The organism is Streptomyces sp. NPDC008137, assembly GCF_042957035.1.
Taxonomy (GTDB): Bacteria; Actinomycetota; Actinomycetes; order Streptomycetales; family Streptomycetaceae; genus Streptomyces.
Window position 1 is genome coordinate 189,460 of the sequence record NZ_JBIBHN010000008.1, and the last position, 17,262, is coordinate 206,721.

At 71.4% G+C, this 17,262-nt stretch carries 12 protein-coding genes; 4 read left to right on the plus strand and 8 right to left on the minus strand.

Features of this window, described 5'->3' with window-relative positions; all coding sequences use genetic code 11:
- Window positions 1-7: 7 nt before the first annotated feature.
- From nuoL to recQ, 4 genes are all read left to right on the plus strand, one after another.
- Entirely contained in the window at window positions 8-1,921 is a 1,914-nt protein-coding gene (gene nuoL, locus ACFZBT_RS15965; protein ID WP_391103369.1) for an NADH-quinone oxidoreductase subunit L, read from the plus strand.
- Between the two features lie 5 nt (window positions 1,922-1,926).
- Window positions 1,927-3,498, plus strand: a complete 1,572-nt coding sequence (locus tag ACFZBT_RS15970; protein WP_391103371.1) for an NADH-quinone oxidoreductase subunit M — start codon at window positions 1,927-1,929, stop codon at window positions 3,496-3,498.
- Window positions 3,495-5,144, plus strand: coding sequence for an NADH-quinone oxidoreductase subunit NuoN (nuoN, locus tag ACFZBT_RS15975; RefSeq protein WP_391103374.1), 1,650 nt, complete (start codon window positions 3,495-3,497; stop codon window positions 5,142-5,144). The genes ACFZBT_RS15970 and nuoN overlap by 4 nt, the downstream gene beginning before the upstream one ends.
- A 180-nt stretch (window positions 5,145-5,324) precedes the next feature.
- Entirely contained in the window at window positions 5,325-7,328 is a 2,004-nt protein-coding gene (gene recQ / locus ACFZBT_RS15980; RefSeq protein ID WP_391103377.1) for a DNA helicase RecQ, read from the plus strand.
- 44 nt (window positions 7,329-7,372) lie between these two features.
- Here recQ and ACFZBT_RS15985 read toward each other — a convergent pair whose 3' ends face one another.
- From ACFZBT_RS15985 to fahA, 8 genes are all read right to left on the minus strand, one after another.
- Entirely contained in the window at window positions 7,373-10,183 is a 2,811-nt protein-coding gene (locus ACFZBT_RS15985; RefSeq protein WP_391103379.1) for a fumarate reductase/succinate dehydrogenase flavoprotein subunit, read from the minus strand.
- 11 nt (window positions 10,184-10,194) lie between these two features.
- Entirely contained in the window at window positions 10,195-10,935 is a 741-nt protein-coding gene (locus ACFZBT_RS15990) for an ATP-binding cassette domain-containing protein (RefSeq protein WP_391103657.1), read from the minus strand.
- A gap of 88 nt (window positions 10,936-11,023) precedes the next feature.
- On the minus strand, window positions 11,024-11,935 hold the full coding sequence (locus ACFZBT_RS15995) for an ABC transporter permease subunit (RefSeq protein WP_391103382.1): 912 nt from the start codon (window positions 11,933-11,935) through the stop codon (window positions 11,024-11,026).
- Window positions 11,932-13,278, minus strand: a complete 1,347-nt coding sequence (locus ACFZBT_RS16000) for an ABC transporter substrate-binding protein (RefSeq protein ID WP_391103660.1) — start codon at window positions 13,276-13,278, stop codon at window positions 11,932-11,934. The genes ACFZBT_RS15995 and ACFZBT_RS16000 overlap by 4 nt, the downstream gene beginning before the upstream one ends.
- A 60-nt stretch (window positions 13,279-13,338) precedes the next feature.
- Window positions 13,339-13,566, minus strand: coding sequence for a ferredoxin family protein (locus ACFZBT_RS16005; protein ID WP_010986276.1), 228 nt, complete (start codon window positions 13,564-13,566; stop codon window positions 13,339-13,341).
- 33 nt (window positions 13,567-13,599) lie between these two features.
- Window positions 13,600-14,400 carry a UTRA domain-containing protein gene (locus tag ACFZBT_RS16010; protein ID WP_391103384.1) on the minus strand — a complete coding sequence of 267 codons (801 nt, stop codon included), beginning with the start codon at window positions 14,398-14,400 and terminating at the stop codon, window positions 13,600-13,602.
- 164 nt (window positions 14,401-14,564) lie between these two features.
- Complete coding sequence (locus tag ACFZBT_RS16015; RefSeq protein ID WP_391103664.1) at window positions 14,565-15,503, minus strand: M48 family metalloprotease; 939 nt, start codon at window positions 15,501-15,503, stop codon at window positions 14,565-14,567.
- Window positions 15,504-15,745: 242 nt separating this feature from the next.
- Window positions 15,746-16,963, minus strand: a complete 1,218-nt coding sequence (gene fahA, locus ACFZBT_RS16020) for a fumarylacetoacetase (protein ID WP_391103386.1) — start codon at window positions 16,961-16,963, stop codon at window positions 15,746-15,748.
- Window positions 16,964-17,262 lie beyond the last annotated feature (299 nt).

Here is a 17,262-nt window from a genome sequence, read left to right on the forward strand (position 1 = left end):
AAGAATCGTGGAGAACCTGATTGCGCTGCTGGTGGCGGCGCCCCTGCTCGGAGCGGTGGTCCTGCTGTGCGGCGGACGCCGGCTGGACGCCGTCGGCCACTGGATCGGCACGGCCCTCGCCGCCACCTCCTTCGTGCTCGGCCTGGTGCTGTTCGCCGACATGCTGGGCAAGGACCCGGACAACCGGGAGATGGGCCAGCACCTGTTCAGCTGGATCCCGGTCGAGCGCTTCCAGGCGGACGTCGCCTTCCAGCTCGACCAGCTGTCGATGACGTTCGTCCTGCTGATCTCGGGCGTCGGCTCGCTGATCCACCTCTACTCCGTCGGGTACATGGAGCACGACGAGCGGCGCCGCCGCTTCTTCGGCTATCTGAACCTGTTCCTCGCGGCGATGCTGCTGCTCGTCCTCGCCGACAACTACCTGCTGCTGTACGTCGGCTGGGAGGGTGTCGGTCTCGCCTCCTACCTGCTGATCGGCTTCTGGCAGCACAAGCCCAGCGCCGCCACGGCGGCGAAGAAGGCCTTCCTGGTCAACCGCGTCGGCGACATGGGCCTGTCCATCGCGATCATGCTGATGTTCCTGTGGTTCGGCACCTTCGCCTTCGGGCCGGTGCTCGGCACCCACGAGGAGGCCGGCCTCGCCGGTGCCGCCGGTGAGGACAAGCTGACCGCCATCGCCCTGATGCTGCTGCTCGCGGCCTGCGGCAAGTCCGCCCAGGTGCCGCTGCAGTCCTGGCTCGGGGACGCGATGGAGGGCCCGACCCCGGTCTCGGCCCTCATCCACGCCGCGACGATGGTGACGGCGGGCGTGTACCTGATCGTCCGCTCCGCGGCCGTCTTCAACGGCGCCCCGGACGCGCAGCTGGTCGTCACCGTCGTCGGCGCCGTCACGCTCCTGTTCGGAGCGATCGTCGGTTGCGCGAAGGACGACATCAAGAAGGCACTGGCCGGCTCGACCATGTCGCAGATCGGCTACATGGTGCTCGCCGCGGGCCTCGGCCCCATCGGCTACGTCTTCGCGATCATGCACCTGGTGACGCACGGCTTCTTCAAGGCGGGGCTGTTCCTCGGCGCCGGTTCGGTCATGCACGGCATGAACGACGAGGTGGACATGCGGAAGTACGGCGGCCTCCGGAAGTACATGCCGGTCACCTTCGTCACCTTCGGCCTCGGCTACCTGGCGATCATCGGCTTCCCGGGCCTGTCCGGCTTCTTCTCCAAGGACATGATCATCGAGTCGGCGTTCGCCAAGGGCGGCACCGAGGGCTGGATCCTCGGCGGCGTGGCCCTGCTGGGCGCGGCCATCACGGCGTTCTACATGACGCGCGTGATGCTGATGACGTTCTTCGGCGAGAAGCGCTGGCAGCCCGACGCGAACGGCCATGAACCGCATCCGCACGAGTCGCCCAAGGTCATGACGATCCCGATGATCGTGCTGGCCGTCGGGTCGGTGGCCGCCGGTGGGTTCTTCAGCATCGGCGACCGCTTCGTGCACTGGCTGGAGCCGATCACCGGCCACAGCCACGGCGACTCGCCCCTCAGCGCCGCCGCGGTCACCGGCGCGACCGTCACCTGCATGGTCATCGGCGTCGCCCTCGCCTGGGCGCAGTACGGACGGCGCCCGGTCCCGGTTGTCGCCCCGCGCGGATCGCTGCTCACCCGGGCCGCCCGGCGCGACCTCCTCCAGGACGACTTCAACCACGTCGTCCTGGTCCGCGGCGGCGAACACCTCACGCGGTCCCTGGTCTACGTCGACCACACCCTGGTCGACGGCGTCGTCAACGGCACGGCGGCCTCGGTCGGCGGCCTCTCCGGGCGGATGCGCAAGCTGCAGAACGGCTTCGCCCGCTCCTACGCGGTCTCGATGTTCGGCGGCGCGGCGGTCCTGGTCGCCGTGACCCTGCTGATGAGGGCGGTCTGATACCGATGTCCTTTCCTCTCCTGACAGCGACAGCGGTGCTCCCGGCCGTCGGGGCGATCGCCACGGCCGCAGTACCGGCCGCGCGGCGCACCGTCGCCAAATGGCTGGCGCTGCTCTTCTCGCTCGCCACACTCGTCCTGGCGATCGTCGTCCTGGTGCGCTTCGACCCGGGCGGCGACCGCTACCAGCTCACCGAGTCCCACTCCTGGATCGCCGACTTCGGCGTCCGCTACGAACTGGGCGTGGACGGCATCGCGGTAGCGCTGATCGCGCTCACGGCCCTGCTGATCCCGTTCATCATCCTCGCGGGCTGGCACGACGCCGACCCGCTGGAGACCGGGTCCACGCGGTGGCGGCCGACGCAGGGCTTCTTCGCCCTGATCCTGGCCGTCGAGGCGATGGTGATCATCTCCTTCGAGGCCACCGACGTCTTCCTCTTCTACATCTTCTTCGAAGCCATGCTCATCCCGATGTACTTCCTCATCGGCGGCTTCGGGGACCGTGCCCACGAGCACGGCGAGAAGGCGGCTGCGACGCAACGGTCGTACGCGGCGGTGAAGTTCCTGCTCTACAACCTGGTCGGCGGCCTGATCATGCTGGCCGCGGTGATCGGCCTGTACGTGGTCGCCGGGAACTTCTCGCTCACGGAGATCGCCGAGGCGCGGGCCAACGGCTCGCTCGACATGGCGACCAACACCGAACGGTGGCTGTTCCTGGGCTTCTTCTTCGCCTTCGCGGTGAAGGCGCCGCTGTGGCCGCTGCACACCTGGCTGCCCAACGCGATGCAGGAGTCCACCGCCCCGGTCGCCGTGCTCATCACGGCGGTCGTCGACAAGGTCGGCACCTTCGCGATGCTCCGCTTCTGCCTCCAGCTCTTCCCGGAGGCGAGTAAATGGGCGACGCCCGTGATCCTCGTGCTGGCGCTCATCAGCATCATCTACGGCGCCCTGCTCGCCGTGGGCCAGCGCGACATCAAGCGGCTTGTGGCCTATGCGTCGATCTCCCACTTCGGGTTCATCATCATGGGCATCTTCGCGATGACCAGCCAGGGCCAGTCCGGGGCGACGCTCTACATGGTCAACCACGGCATCTCGACCGCCGCGCTGATGCTGGTGGCGGGCTTCCTGATCTCCCGGCGGGGATCGCGGCTCATCGCCGACTACGGCGGAGTGCAGAAGGTCGCGCCGGTGCTCGCCGGCACGTTCCTGATCGGCGGCCTGGCGACCCTGTCGATGCCGGGCCTCGCACCGTTCGTCAGCGAGTTCCTGGTCCTGGTCGGCACATTCACGCGGTACCCGGTGGTCGGCATCATCGCCACCTTCGGCATCGTCCTGGCCGCGCTCTACACCCTCGTCCTCTACCAGCGGACGATGACGGGCCCGGTGAAACCCGAGCTCGCGAAGATGCCGGACCTCAGGGTGCGTGAACTCGTGGTCGTCGCCCCGCTGGTCGTCCTGCTGATCTTCCTGGGCGTCTACCCGAAGCCCATCACCCAGATCATCGATCCGGCGGTCAAACAGACCATGTCCGACGTCCAGCAGAAAGACCCCAAGCCCGAGGTGGAGGCGGCCAAGTGAGCGCAACAGCCGTCCACAGCCTGTGGACAACGGCGGCCGAACCGATCACGAAGATCGACGCGCCGAAGATCGAATACGGGCAGCTCGCCCCCACCCTGATCATCGTCGGCGCGGCGATCCTCGGGATCCTGGTAGAGGCGTTCGTACCGCGTAAATCGCGTTACTACGTCCAGATGTTCGTGTCCGTCGTCGCCATCGCGGCCGCCTTCGCGGCGGTCGTGGCCCTGGCGGCCGACGGGTACGGCACGACCAAGGCGCGCATCGCGGCGATGGGCGCCATCGCCGTCGACGGACCGGCCCTCTTCCTTCAGGGCACGATCCTGCTGGCGGCCCTGGTAGGCCTGTTCACCTTCGCCGAGCGGCGGCTCGACCCGGAGGCGCACGGCAACCGCGTCGACTCCTTCGCCGCGCAGGCCGCGTCCGTGCCGGGCAGCGAGAGCGAGAAGGCCGCGGTCAAGGCCGGGTTCACCACCACCGAGGTGTTCCCGCTGCTGCTGTTCGCCGTCGCCGGCATGCTGATCTTCCCGGCGGCCAACGACCTGCTGACGCTGTTCGTGGCGCTGGAGGTCTTCTCCCTCCCGCTGTACCTGCTGTGCGCGCTGGCCCGCCGCAAGCGGCTGATGTCGCAGGAGGCGGCGGTCAAGTACTTCCTGCTCGGCGCCTTCGCCTCCGCGTTCACGCTGTTCGGCATCGCCATGCTGTACGGCTACGCGGGCTCGATGTCGTACGCGACGATCGCGCAGGTCGTCGACGGCACCGTGCAGGACGTCAACCCGGCGCTCGCCGGCACCATGGGCAACGACGCGCTGCTGCTGATCGGCGCCGCGCTGCTGGTGATGGGCCTGCTGTTCAAGGTGGGCGCGGTGCCGTTCCACATGTGGACGCCGGACGTGTACCAGGGCGCGCCGACGCCGGTCACCGGCTTCATGGCGGCGGCGACGAAGGTGGCCGCGTTCGGCGCGCTGCTGCGCGTGCTGTATGTCGTCCTGCCGGGGCTGCGCTGGGACTGGCGCCCGGTGATGTGGGCCGTGGCGATCGTCACCATGCTGGGCGGTGCGATCGTCGCGATCACGCAGACCGACATCAAGCGGCTGCTGGCGTACTCGTCAATTGCCCACGCCGGGTTCATCCTCGCGGGTGTCATCGCCACCACACCGGACGGTGTCTCGTCCGTCCTCTTCTACCTGGCGGCGTACTCGTTCGTGACGATCGGTGCCTTCGCGGTGGTCACGCTCGTGAGGGACGCGGGCGGCGAGGCGACGCACCTGTCCAAGTGGGCGGGGCTCGGCCGGCGATCTCCGCTGGTGGCGGCCGTGTTCGCGGTGTTCCTGCTGGCCTTCGCTGGCATCCCGCTGACCTCCGGCTTCGCCGGGAAGTTCGCCGTGTTCAAGGCGGCGGCGGAGGGCGGGGCGGCCCCGCTGGTCGTGGTCGGTGTGATCTCGTCGGCGATCGCGGCGTTCTTCTACATCCGCGTCATCGTGCTGATGTTCTTCAGCGAGCCGAAGCCCGAGGGCCCGACGGTGGCCGTGCCGTCGCCGCTGACCATGACGGCGATCGGGGTGGGCGTGGCGGTCACGCTGGTACTCGGTGTGGCGCCGCAGTACTTCCTGGATCTGGCGGGTCAGGCGGGGGTCTTCGTGCGCTGACGCGGCGCTTGCCGTGACGTGGCTGCGGCCCGGCGTCCCTTCTCGGGGTGCCGGGCCGTCGGCTTTGAAGCCCGGCGTCGAAGGGGGTGCTCGCCCAGCCTGTGGATAACTTCGGGGCTGTCGGTGGGGACCCCTATCGTGGAAGCAGTGGTCGAGGGACGACGTACGGGGGACAGGACGATGGGTGGGACGGGCGGTATCGCTGAGATGTCAGTGACGCAGAGCGAGGCGCTGGCCACGCTGCACCGGGTCTTCGGGTACGAGGCATTCCGGGGCGAGCAGGAAGCGGTCATCGAGCACGTGGTCGCGGGCGGTGACTCCGTCGTGCTCATGCCGACCGGTGCCGGAAAGTCCCTGTGCTACCAGGTGCCCGCCCTGGTCAGGCCGGGCACGGGGATCGTCGTCTCCCCCCTCATCGCCCTGATGCAGGACCAGGTGGACGCACTGCGGGCGCTCGGCGTGCGGGCCGGGTTCGTGAACTCCACGCAGGACTTCGACGAGCGTCGCGTGGTGGAGGCCGAGTTCCTCGCGGGCGAGCTGGACCTGCTGTACCTGGCGCCGGAGCGGCTGCGGCTGGAGAACACGCTCGATCTGCTCGCGCGCGGCAAGATCTCCGTGTTCGCGATCGACGAGGCGCACTGCGTCTCGCAGTGGGGCCACGACTTCCGGCCCGACTACCTGACGCTGTCGCTGCTCGGCGAGCGCTGGCCGGACGTGCCGCGGATCGCGCTCACCGCTACGGCCACGCGCGCCACGCACCAGGAGATCACCGAGCGGCTGAACATGCCGGCGGCCCGCCACTTCGTGGCGAGCTTCGACCGGCCCAACATCCAGTACCGGGTCGTGCCGAAGGCGGACCCGAAGAAGCAGCTGCTGAGCTTTCTGCGCGAGGAACACGCGGGCGACGCGGGCATCGTCTACTGCCTGTCGCGCAACTCCGTCGAGAAGACCGCCGAGTTCCTCAGCCGCAACGGCGTCGAGGCGGTGCCGTACCACGCGGGCCTGGACGCCGGCACCCGCGCGGCCCACCAGTCCCGCTTCCTGCGGGAGGACGGCCTGGTCGTGGTCGCGACCATCGCCTTCGGCATGGGCATCGACAAGCCCGACGTCCGCTTCGTCGCCCACCTCGATCTGCCCAAGTCGGTCGAGGGCTACTACCAGGAGACGGGCCGGGCAGGCCGTGACGGGCTGCCGTCGACGGCCTGGATGGCCTACGGGCTCAACGACGTCATACAGCAGCGCAAGCTGATCCAGTCCGGCGAGGGCGACGAGGCCTTCCGGCGGCGGGCCCAGGCCCACCTGGACTCGATGCTGGCGCTGTGCGAGACCGTCCAGTGCCGCCGGGGCCAGCTCCTCGCCTACTTCGGCCAGGACCCGGACCCGGCCGGCTGCGGCAACTGCGACACCTGCCTGACTCCGCCGGAGACCTGGGACGGCACGGTCGCGGCACAGAAGGTGCTGTCGACGGTGGTGCGGCTGCAGCGCGAGCGCGGCCAGAAGTTCGGCGCGGTGCAGATCGTCGACATCCTGCTGGGCAAGCGGACCGGCAAGGTGATCCAGTTCGACCACGACCAGCTGTCGGTGTTCGGCATCGGCGAGGAGCTGACCGAGGCCGAGTGGCGGGGTGTCATCCGGCAGCTGCTGGCCCAGGGACTGCTCGCCGTGGAGGGCGAGTACGGCACGCTGGTGCTGACCGAGGGCAGCGGGACGGTGCTGCGGCGGGAGCAGGACGTGCCGCTGCGCAAGGAGCCGAAAAAGCCGGTGACCTCCCGGTCGGGGTCCTCGTCGGCCTCGGGCTCCGGACGGGGGAAGGGCAAGGCGGCCGCCGCCGAGCTGCCCGAGGCGCTGGTGCCGGCCTTCGAGGCGCTGCGCGCCTGGCGGGCCGAGCAGGCACGCGAACAGGGCGTACCGGCCTACGTCATCTTCCACGACGCCACGCTGCGGGAGATCGCCACGGTCTGGCCGGCGTCGGTGGCCGAGCTCGGTGGGATCGGCGGGGTGGGCGAGAAGAAGCTCGCGACTTACGGGGAGGGCGTGCTGGAGGTGCTCGCGTCACTGGGCGGGCAGCCCGGCTCGACCCCGGCCCAGGGGCCCGACCGGGCTCCGGCCCAGGCGCCCGGCCGCGACGTGGACGGGCCGGACGACTGGCCAGAGATGACGGAGCCGGAACCCGACTGGATATGAGGCCGGGCTCCGGCCAGGTCACATGACTCCGGGATACGGCCCGGTCACAGCGCCCGTGCCGCGTACGCCCTGACATCCGCGTCGGAGTCCGCCGTCGCCGTGGCCAGGGCCGCGCGGGCCTCCTCGGCGGTGCGGTGCCGGGTCAGTGCCAGGACGGCGGCCTTGCGGACATCGGCGTTGGCGTCCGCGAGGGCCTTGGCGAGGGCGGGGACCGCCACCTCCGGGTCGGCGACGGAGAGGGCCGTGGCGGCCCCGCCCCGTACCTGCCAGGCCGAGTCGGACAGGGCGGCCACGGCACGCGCCGTGAGGGAGGCCGGGCAGCCGGTGGTGCCCAGTGCTCCGTAGGCCGCCGCACGCACCAGGGCGTCGGGGTCGTCGAGGAGGCCGGTGAGGGCCGCTGCGATCGAGCCGGCGGTGGAGTCGGAGCCGGAAGGCAGGGCACCGGCCAGCCGGTCGGCCCCCACCGTGGCCAGCCCCTTGGCGATCGCCACCCGGACCTCGCGGGACGGTTCGTCGACCGCCGCACGGGCCAGTTCCTCGGTGGCGTCGACCGACACCAGCGCGCGTACGGCCTCGATTCGGACGGCGATGTCGGCGTCGGCCAGGGACTCCGCGAACAGGACGGCGTCTCCGAGGCGCAGGGCGCGCAGGACGTCCAGCGCGGCGGCGCGGACCACCGGGTCGGGCTCGTCCAGGGCGGCGGCGAGGCCGTCGCGCAGGTCGGGCTCGGGCGGGAGCGTCTCGACGAGCTCCCGCAGTGACGCGGCAGCGGCGGCCCGCACCTCGGCGGCGCTGTCGCGCAGGGCGGAGGCGAGGGCCCGGCCGGTTCCCGGCGGCAGCGTCTCGGTGAGCACGGCGACCGCCTCGCGCCGGACGGCGGGAGCGGGATCGGTCAGGTAGGGCTGAAGGGCGTCGAGTTCGGGCTCCTCATCGGCCAGGGCGACGAGCTCGAGGAGGCGGGTGGAGGAATCTCCGGGAGGGGGAGCGGGGGACGACGCCGGCACGGCGTGCTGCGGCTCCGCCACCCCGGCCGAGGCGGCGACAGGCGCCAGATCCCGCGACCCCGCCATCGCCACGTCCTCGGCGTGGACCTCGCCGATGAGCCGGGACGGGCCTCCGACGGGGGTGAAGCCGTCGACCGGAACGAGATAGGGAGCCACGGGACGGGCCGTGAACTCCATCGCACCAGAGGGGGACTTGTGCAGATCGAGGTGGTGGAACCAGGACGCGTCGTCGCGCCGGGGGTGGTCGAGGCGGTCGTGGTAGAGGCCCCAGCGGGACTCCGTGCGGGCCAGGGAGGACCGGGCGGCCATCTCCGCGCAGTCGCGGATGAATGTGACCTCCGCGCAGCGCATCAGCTCGTGCGCGGTGTGGGCGCCCATCTCGGCGATGTCGGCGTGCATCCGCTCGAACGCCTCCAGAGCGAGCGACAGCCGGGCGCCGGACTTCGGCGGGGCCACGTAGTCGTTGACGAAGCGGCGCAGCTTGTACTCGACCTGGGGCTGCGGCGGGCCGTCGGGGTTGCGCAGCGGGCGGTAGATCAGCTCGTGCGCCTCCCGGAGCTGCTCGGCAGGCAACTCCCCTTCGTATGCCGCGTACTGGGACGCGTCCGCGCCCGCGAGGTCGCCGTAGACGAACGCGCCGATCATGTAGTTGTGCGGCACACAGGCCAGGTCGCCGGCCGCGTACAGCCGGGGCACGGTCGTACGGGCGTGGTCGTCCACCCGGACGCCGGAGGCGGAGTGGCCGCCGCACAGGCCGATCTCGGAGATGTGCATCTCGATGTCGTGGGTGCGGTAGTCGTGGCCGCGGCCGGAGTGGAAGGTGCCCCGGGTCGGGCGTTCGGTGGAGTGCAGGATCGTCTCCAGGGCCGAGACCGACTCCTCGGGGAGGTGGCTGAGCTTCAGGTAGACCGGGCCCCGGTCGGAGGCGACCTCCGCCGCGAACTCGGCCATCATCTGGCCGGACCAGTAGTCGGAGTCGACGAAGCGCTCGCCGTGCCGGTTGACCTGGTAGCCGCCGAAGGGGTTGGCGACATAGGCGCAGGCCGGGCCGTTGTAGTCCTTGATCAGCGGATTGATCTGGAAGCACTCGATGCCGGTGAGCTCGGCGCCCGCGTGATAGGCCATGGCGTAGCCGTCGCCCGCGTTGGTGGGGTTCTCGTAGGTGCCGTAGAGGTAGCCGGAGGCGGGCAGGCCGAGGCGGCCGCAGGCGCCGGTGGCGAGGATCACCGCGCCCGCGCGGACCTGGACGAACCGCCCGGTGCGGGTGTTGAAGCCCGCCGCTCCCACGGCCCGCCCCTCGGCCGTGAGGACCCGCACCGGCATCACCCGGTTCTCGATGCGAATCCTCTCCCGCATCTCGCGCCGCCGCAGCTGCCGGTACAGGACCTTCTTGACGTCCTTGCCCTCCGGCATCGGCAGCACGTAGGAGCCGGAGCGGTGGACCTGGCGGACCGCGTAGTCCCCGTGCTCGTCCTTCTCGAACTTCACGCCGTACGACTCCAGCCGCTGCACCATGCCGAAGCCGCGGGTGGCGGTCTGGCGGACGGTGGACTGGTCGACGATGCCGTCGTTGGCGCGGGTGATCTCGGCGACGTAGTCGTCGGGTTCGGCGCGGCCCGGGATGACCGCGTTGTTGACGCCGTCCATGCCCATGGCGAGCGCGCCGGAGTGGCGGACGTGGGCCTTCTCCAGCAGCAGCACGTTCGCGCCGTGCTCGGCGGCGGTCAGTGCGGCCATGGTGCCGGCGGTGCCGCCGCCGATGACGAGGACGTCGCAGGTCAGTTCCTCGGCGTCGGCGAGGGACGGGACGGCCAGGGAGGTGTCCGCAGGAGGGTTCACGGAGGTGGTCACCGGGGTGCCTTTCACGTACCGAGCGAGGTGAGGACGTCGCGCCGCAGAGTCACGCGCGCCGGGTCGTCGTGCGCGCCCCGGTCGCGCGGGCGGGGCACGTCCCGTACGGCGGCGAGGCCGCCCGCGCCGAGCAGGGCGACACGGTCGCCGAGGAAGAGGGCCTCGTCCACGTCGTGGGTGACGAAGACGACGGTCGCGCCCGTGCCGTGCAGCACCTCCACCAGCAGGTCCTGCATGCCCGCCCGGGTCTGGGCGTCGAGCGCGCCGAACGGCTCGTCCATCAGGACGGCACGGGGGCGTGCGGCCAGGGCGCGGGCCAGCTGGACACGCTGGCGCTGCCCGCCGGAGACCCGGTGCGGCAACTGCCGTGCCCGCGTGCCGAGTCCGACCCGCTCCAGCCAGGCCTGGGCCTGTTCCCGGCGCTCGGCGCGGGACACGCCGCTGACGGCGAGGGGCAGTTCGACGTTGGCGCGCAGGGTGCGCCAGGGGAGCAGGGCGTCCTCCTGGAAGACCAGGGCGCGATCGGCCCCGGGGCCGGTCAGCGGGTGCCCGTCCTGGGTGATCTCCCCGGCGAGGGGCGACAGCAGCCCGGCCAGGGTGCGCAGGAGGGTCGACTTGCCGCAGCCGGACGGGCCGACGACGGTGAGGGTCTCGCCGGGGGCGATGTCCAGGTCGACGTCGTCCAGGGCGGGTGCGCCGGGGCGGCCGAGGGAGGCGCCCGACAGAGTGAGCCGGGTGCCGCGCACCGGCATCGTGGTGACATCGGTCTCGGTCGAGTGGCTACCGACGATCTCGGACGAGGGGCTCCGGACGGCCTCGGACGAGGTGTTCGGGGCGGTCTCAGACGAGGTGCTCATCGCGTGCCTCCTCGGATGCGGGGCCGCTGGATGCGGGGCCGCCGGGAGTGGCGGCGGGGGCGGCCGGCGTGCGCTTCACGGGCCGGGCGGGCCGAGCGTGCTGGGCGGGCCGGGACGGCCGGGCGCCGGGGACGTACGCGGTGCGCGGCAGCCAGCGGGTGAGGCGGCGGCCCAGCAGTTCCACGGCCGTGGAGGTGAGCCAGCCGAGCACGCCGATGGTGACCATGCCGACGAACACGCCCGGGTAGTCGACGACGGTGTAGTCCTGCCAGGTGCGGTAGCCGACCCCGTACTGACCGGAGATCATCTCGGCGGAGATCACGCAGATCCAGGACACGCCGATGCCGACGGACAGGCCGCCGAACACGCCGGGCAGCGCGCCCGGCAGGACGACGGAGCCGAGGATCCGCCACCGGCCGCCGCCCATCGTGCGCACCGCCTCCTCCCACATGGGAGTCAGAGCGCGCACCGCGTGCCGGGTGGAGACCAGTACGGGGAAGAACGCGGCGGTGCAGGTGATGAAGACGATGCCCTGTTCGTTGGAGGGGAAGAGCAGGATCGCGACGGGGACGAGCGCGATGGCCGGGATCGGCCGGATCACTTCCAGCACCGGGCCGAGCAGGTCCTCGGCGAGCCGCGAGCGCGCCACGAGCACACCCGTGGCGACGCCCAGGACGGCGGCCAGCAGGAAGCCCGTGAGGATCCGGGTGAGGCTGTCGGTCAGGTCAGTCCAGTAGTCCGGCCCGGACAGCCGGGCGGCGAAGGCCCGGGCCACGTCGGTGACCGTCGGGAACTGCGAGAAGCGCAGCCACAGGTCGACGTTCAGGCTGGTCAGCGTCTGCCACAGGCCGAGGGCGACGGCCAGGGAGGCCATCCGGAGCACATAACGCCTCACGACGTCCGCTCCAGAGCGTCGGCGTAGGAGACGACCCGCGCTCCGCCGTGCCCGGCGATGTACGCCTGCGCGGTCTCGGGTGCGACGAAGGGCAGCAGTTTGTCGCCGTCGGCCACCCACACGGCCTTGTCGGCGAACCACAGGGTGCCGGTGGTGGTGTCGGGGACGTAGGCGGCGCGCAGGCCGTCGCGGTGTCCGGCCACGTATTTCAGCAGCTGAGAAGGGGAGGTGAAGGTGACGGTCTTCGAGGCGCCCTTGGGCCAGGCCTCGCTCGCGGCGGGCGCGGGCTTCGTGGCGAGTCGCCCGGCGTACGCCGCCTGGCCGAGGGCCTTCTGCACGTACTGGTCGTCGACGAAGGAGTCGACGTCCACGTCGCCGGTGAGCTTCGCCGACTTGAGGATCGAGACGTCCTTCTTCAGGGCGGAGACGAGCTGGGGCTTGATCGCCGGGTCGAAGGTGGCGATGCCGTGAGCGCCGTTGTAGAGGTAGACGACCTCGGCGGGCAGGCCGGTCGCCTTCGCGACCTTCTCGGCGGCGTCCACCGGGTGGTCGTTCAGATAGTCCGTCGCCTGCGCCTGTGCCTTCAGGAACGCGTCCAGCACGGCGGGGCGCTCCTTGGCGAAGTCCTCGCGTGCGGTGACGCCGTGGAAGGTGGGCAGATTCAGCCGGGCCCCGTCGTACAGGGCCTTGGCCTTGCCCTGGTAGGCGAGCAGGCCCGGCCAGGCGACGAACTGGGACAGGGCGTCCGCGCTGCCCGCGGTGAGCGCCGAGGCACCGACGGAAGGCTGCTGGTTGAGTTTCTCGATGCCGCTGTCCGGGTCGATGCCGGCGCGCTGCAGGGCCCGTACGAGGGTGCCGTCGGCGGCCGAGCCGACGCTCGTGGAGACCTTCTTGCCCTTCAGGTCCTTGAGGGAGGCGAGCTTGGAACCGGGCGCGGTGACGATGGTGTTGAGGCCGCCGCGGAGGTTGTAGCCGGTGACCGAGACCAGGCGGGTGGGGCTGTTCAGCTGCTTGCCGCGGGCTGCGTTGATGAGCAGAGGGAAGTCGCCCATCGAGCCGATGTCGATCTTCCCGGCGGTCATCTGGGCGGTGATGGGAGCCCCGGTGGCGTAGTCCTGCCAGTTCACCTTGTAGGTGATGCCGTCGTGGCGGGCGTTGAGCTGCTTCTCGAAGTAGCCGAGGGAGCGGAGCAGGGTGCCCGCCGTGACGGTGTTGATCGTCCTGGACTGGTAGCCGACGGTGACGGTGACCGTGGAGCCGCTGCCGGCCTCGGCGTCACCACCGCAGGCGCCGAGCGGGAGCAGGAGGACGACGGCGGACACCGCGACCGCTGTGCGTTTCAGTGCGGTTCGGGACGTGTTGCTTCGGGGCATGGCAGATCGGGACATGGCGGTTCGGGCCTCTCACCGGAGCAGATAGGGCATGTTGACCGTGACGGCTCCGGTGGGGCATCGGGCCGCGCACGGACCGCAGTACCAGCACTCGTCGACGTGCATGTAGGCCTTGCCGTTGCTCTCGTCGATGGCGAGGGAGTCCAGCGGGCACATGTCCACGCAGAGCGTGCAGCCGTCGATGCACTTCGACTCGTCGATGGTCACGGGCACGTCGGCCCGCTGGGGCGCCAAGGGCATGGCTGTCTCCAGGGATCTGCGCGAGTGGGGTGGTTACCGAGTCCGGTGCAGCAGGCCGCTCATGGTGATGCGGTCGCCGCGGAAGCGGATGAACTCCAGGTCGACCGGGCGGCCGTCCGCGAGGTGGGTGAGGCGTTCCAGCATGAGGACCGCGGCGCCGCGCGGGGCCTCGAGCACGGCGGCCGAGTGGGTGTCCGCGCTGACCGCTTCCAGGGTGATCTCGGCGTGGCCGAGGGGCTGGCCGGTGACCGCCTCCAGGAGGCGGAAGACGTCGGTGTTCTCCAGGTCGGCGCCGAGCAGGCCGGTGCCGATGTCGAGCGGGATGTAGGTGAGGTCGAGGGACAGGGGGAGGCCGTTCAGACGGCGCAGGCGTTCGATGTAGAGGACGTCGGTGCCGGGCGCGAGGTGGAGGCGTTCGGCGACCGGCGCGGGTGCCGGGGCGGGGCCCATGGTGCGGACCTCGTTGGTGACCCGGCCGTGTTCGCGGAGGGTTTCCGCGAGGCCCATCAGGCGGTCGAGACCATGGGGGTACTTGTGGGCCACGACCACGGTGCCGACGCCGGGCCGGCGTTCCACGAGGCCCTCGGCCCGCAGCAGGTCGAGAGCCTCGCGGACCGTGTTGCGGCCGGCGCCGTAGTCGGCGGCGAGGGTCGACTCGTGGGGGAGGGTGCCGCCGTGGAAGGCGCCGGTGAGTGTCTGCTGGCGGAGCAGGTCCGCCAGTTGCCTGGCCCGGTCGGCGCGCAGGCGGCGTCGCGCGCGGTGGGCGGCGACGGTGGTCGCGGCTCCCTGTCCGGCGTGATCCCGGCTGCGGTCGATGGGCATGGCTCGGACCATACCTATCCGATAGGAAAAGTAGTGTTGCGGGAATGTTGCGCCACCGGGAATGTGACCGGTTCGACTGTTGAGCTGCGGTTTCGGCGGGCCCGTGGGGACATCTGCCACCACGGCTCGGGCCGTCCCGTAGCGAGACCCACCCTGTCGGCTCCCGGCCGGTACGGCTACGACAGCGCCGTCAGGCCCGGGGCGAAGGCGATCAGCAGCGGCAGAAGCGGTACGAGCGCGGCCGTGGTGGTCGTCAGGGCCCGGTGCCTGCGGCCCAGCCTGGGCGGCGGTTCCAGGAGCCGGTCGACCCGTTCGCCCAGCAGACGATGGCTGGAGGCGCAGGACAGGACGCCGCGGTGCTGGTTGAGCTCGATCAGGGCCAAGGCGGTGGTCAGGTGGCCGCAGCGGCGGGAGGCGGTGTCGTCGGCGGCCAGTTCGACCAGACGGTGGGTCTGGTCGCAGAAGTGGGCGAAGAGCGGGATGCGGGGGAAGCCGGTGGCCAGGGCCGTGGACAGGTGCAGCAGCCAGTCGTGGCGGGCGCGGGCGTGGCCGCGCTCGTGGGTGAGGACGGCGTCGAGCTGGTGGCCGGTGAGACGGTGCAGGGCGCCCGTGGTGACGATCAGCTGGGACGGACTGCCGGGCATCCACCAGGCGTCGGGGTACTCGTCCTCCAGGACCAGCAGGGGACCGCGGGCGGCGGGCAGGCCGGCCGGCAGGTCGGGGGCGCGTTCGCGCAGATGGGCGCGGGCCTGGGCGCGGCGTCGGCGCGCCTCGACGAGTTCGCGCGCGAGCATCGCGGTCGTCCAGGCGGCGCCGCAGGCCAGCAGCAGGGTGAGGGTGGCGGCCCACGGCGGGGCGGTGGAGAGGTCGTACGCCGCGGTCACGGCGGGCGGCGCCGGAGCGAAGAGCTGGGCGCGGACCGTGCCGAAGACGGCGGCGGCGCCCAGGGCGAGAGCCGTCACACAGCACAGCAGCACGGTGGCGACCAGGCACTGCCACACCCACAGCGCGACCACCGGTTCCCAGTCGGGCCAGGCGGACCGGGTCAGCGCCCGGGGCGCGGGCACGGCGGCCGTCACGGCGACAACGCTCAGCAGGAGCAGGCAGACGGTCATTGCCACGGGCTCCGGTTCCTGGTCGGAAGAGGGGCGGCTACGGGTGGTACGAGGAAGAGCGGCTGCTGGGCGCGCCGGTGCCACGGCCGAAGTGCGCGCCGAACGTGCCGTGTACCAGGCGCGGGCGGACGCACCGCCCGACGCCCAGTATGACGGGCCGGGCGGTGTGAGTCAGGAGTCGAACGCCATCGGAAGAGCCGGGAGGGGCGACTGTCGGCCAGACTCGCCCCTGCCGCGAGGGTTCACTCCGCTCCGGGTGTCACCCGCCCCGTCACCTCGCCGAGCCCCACCCGTACACCGTCCGGCCCCGGGGCCCAGGCCGAGAGGGTCACCACGTCGCCGTCCTCCAGGAACGTCCGCTTGCCGTCCGGGAGTTCGAGGGGGTCGCGGCCGTTCCAGGTCAGCTCCAGCAGAGAGCCCCGCTCCCGGTCCGCCGGGCCGCTGACCGTGCCCGAGCCGTACAGGTCGCCGGTGCGCAGGGAGGCGCCGTTCACGGTCATGTGGGCCAGCTGCTGGGCGGCCGTCCAGTACATGGTGGAGAAGGGCGGCTCGGAGACGACGTGGCCGTTGACGGCGACGCTGATCCGCAGGTCGTAGCCGCCGGGTTCCTCGTCGCGGTCGTCCAGGTAGGGCAGCAGCTCGTGCGTCCGGGCCGGCGGGGCCACCCGGGCGTCCTCCAGGGCGTCCAGCGGGGTGATCCAGGCCGACACCGACGTGGCGAAGGACTTGCCGAGGAACGGGCCGAGGGGGACGTACTCCCAGGCCTGGACGTCGCGCGCGGACCAGTCGTTGAGGAGGCAGAGGCCGAAGACGTGCTCGCGGAAGGCGTCGAGGGACACCGGCTCGCCCATCAGGGACGGCGCGCCGACCACGAAGCCGACCTCCGCCTCGATGTCCAGGCGGACGGACGGGCCGAACACGGGAGCGGTGTCGGTGGGCGCCTTGCGCTGGCCGGAGGGGCGTACGACGTCCGTGCCGGAGACGACGACCGTGCCGGAGCGGCCGTGGTAGCCGATCGGCAGATGCTTCCAGTTGGGGGTGAGGGAGTCCTCGGCGTCGGGGCGGAAGATCTGGCCGACGTTCCGGGCGTGGTTCTCGGAGGCGTAGAAGTCGACGTAGTCCGCGACCTCGAAGGGGAGGTGCAGGGTCACCGAGGACAGGGGGTGGAACAGCGGTTCGACGGTCTCGCGGTGGGACGGCACGGTCACCCAGGCGGTCAGCGCCCGGCGCACGTCCGACCAGGCCGTGCGCCCCGCCGCCAGCAGCGGGTTGAGGCTCGGCTGTGCGAGCAGGGCAGCGTACGGGGAGCCGAGCGCGTGGGCCGCGGCACCGGCGTCCAGCACATGGTCGCCGAGCCGGACGCCCACGGACCGGTGGGACGAGCCGGGGAGGGAGAACACGCCGTACGGCAGATTGTGCGGGCCGAAGGGGTCGCCCTCGGGGACATCGAAGGGGGGCATCGGGTGCTGCCTCGCTTTCGGGTGTGCCATGTCGTCGCCACGTATTCGTGGTCGTGCCACACGTTACGGGTGGCACGCCGGTCCTGGGCAGAGTCCGAGGAGGCGGACGCCGGCGAACGGGGCAGGTGGGTGCGGGGTGACCGGACGGAGCGACTCCGGCGCGACGGACGAGACGCCACTTTCGTACGTGCCGGAAGTTATCCACAGGACGCGACGCAATCTTGACGGAGCGGTGCGAACGGGGCGACTCTGGGCGGGTGCCGGAAGGCCTCGGGGAGGGGGCGTTCCCATGGCACACC

What these genes read in the sequence shown, in the direction of transcription:
- ACFZBT_RS15970 (WP_391103371.1), top strand. Translation starts at nt 1,927, where the DNA reads ATGTCCTTTCCTCTCCTGACAGCGACAGCGGTGCTCCCGGCCGTCGGG.
- ACFZBT_RS15990 (WP_391103657.1), bottom strand. Translation starts at nt 10,935, where the DNA reads ATGCCGGTGCGCGGCACCCGGCTCACTCTGTCGGGCGCCTCCCTCGGC.
- ACFZBT_RS16015 (WP_391103664.1), bottom strand. Translation starts at nt 15,503, where the DNA reads ATGACCGTCTGCCTGCTCCTGCTGAGCGTTGTCGCCGTGACGGCCGCC.
- recQ (WP_391103377.1), top strand. Translation starts at nt 5,325, where the DNA reads ATGGGTGGGACGGGCGGTATCGCTGAGATGTCAGTGACGCAGAGCGAG.
- ACFZBT_RS16010 (WP_391103384.1), bottom strand. Translation starts at nt 14,400, where the DNA reads ATGGTCCGAGCCATGCCCATCGACCGCAGCCGGGATCACGCCGGACAG.
- fahA (WP_391103386.1), bottom strand. Translation starts at nt 16,963, where the DNA reads ATGCCCCCCTTCGATGTCCCCGAGGGCGACCCCTTCGGCCCGCACAAT.
- ACFZBT_RS16005 (WP_010986276.1), bottom strand. Translation starts at nt 13,566, where the DNA reads ATGCCCTTGGCGCCCCAGCGGGCCGACGTGCCCGTGACCATCGACGAG.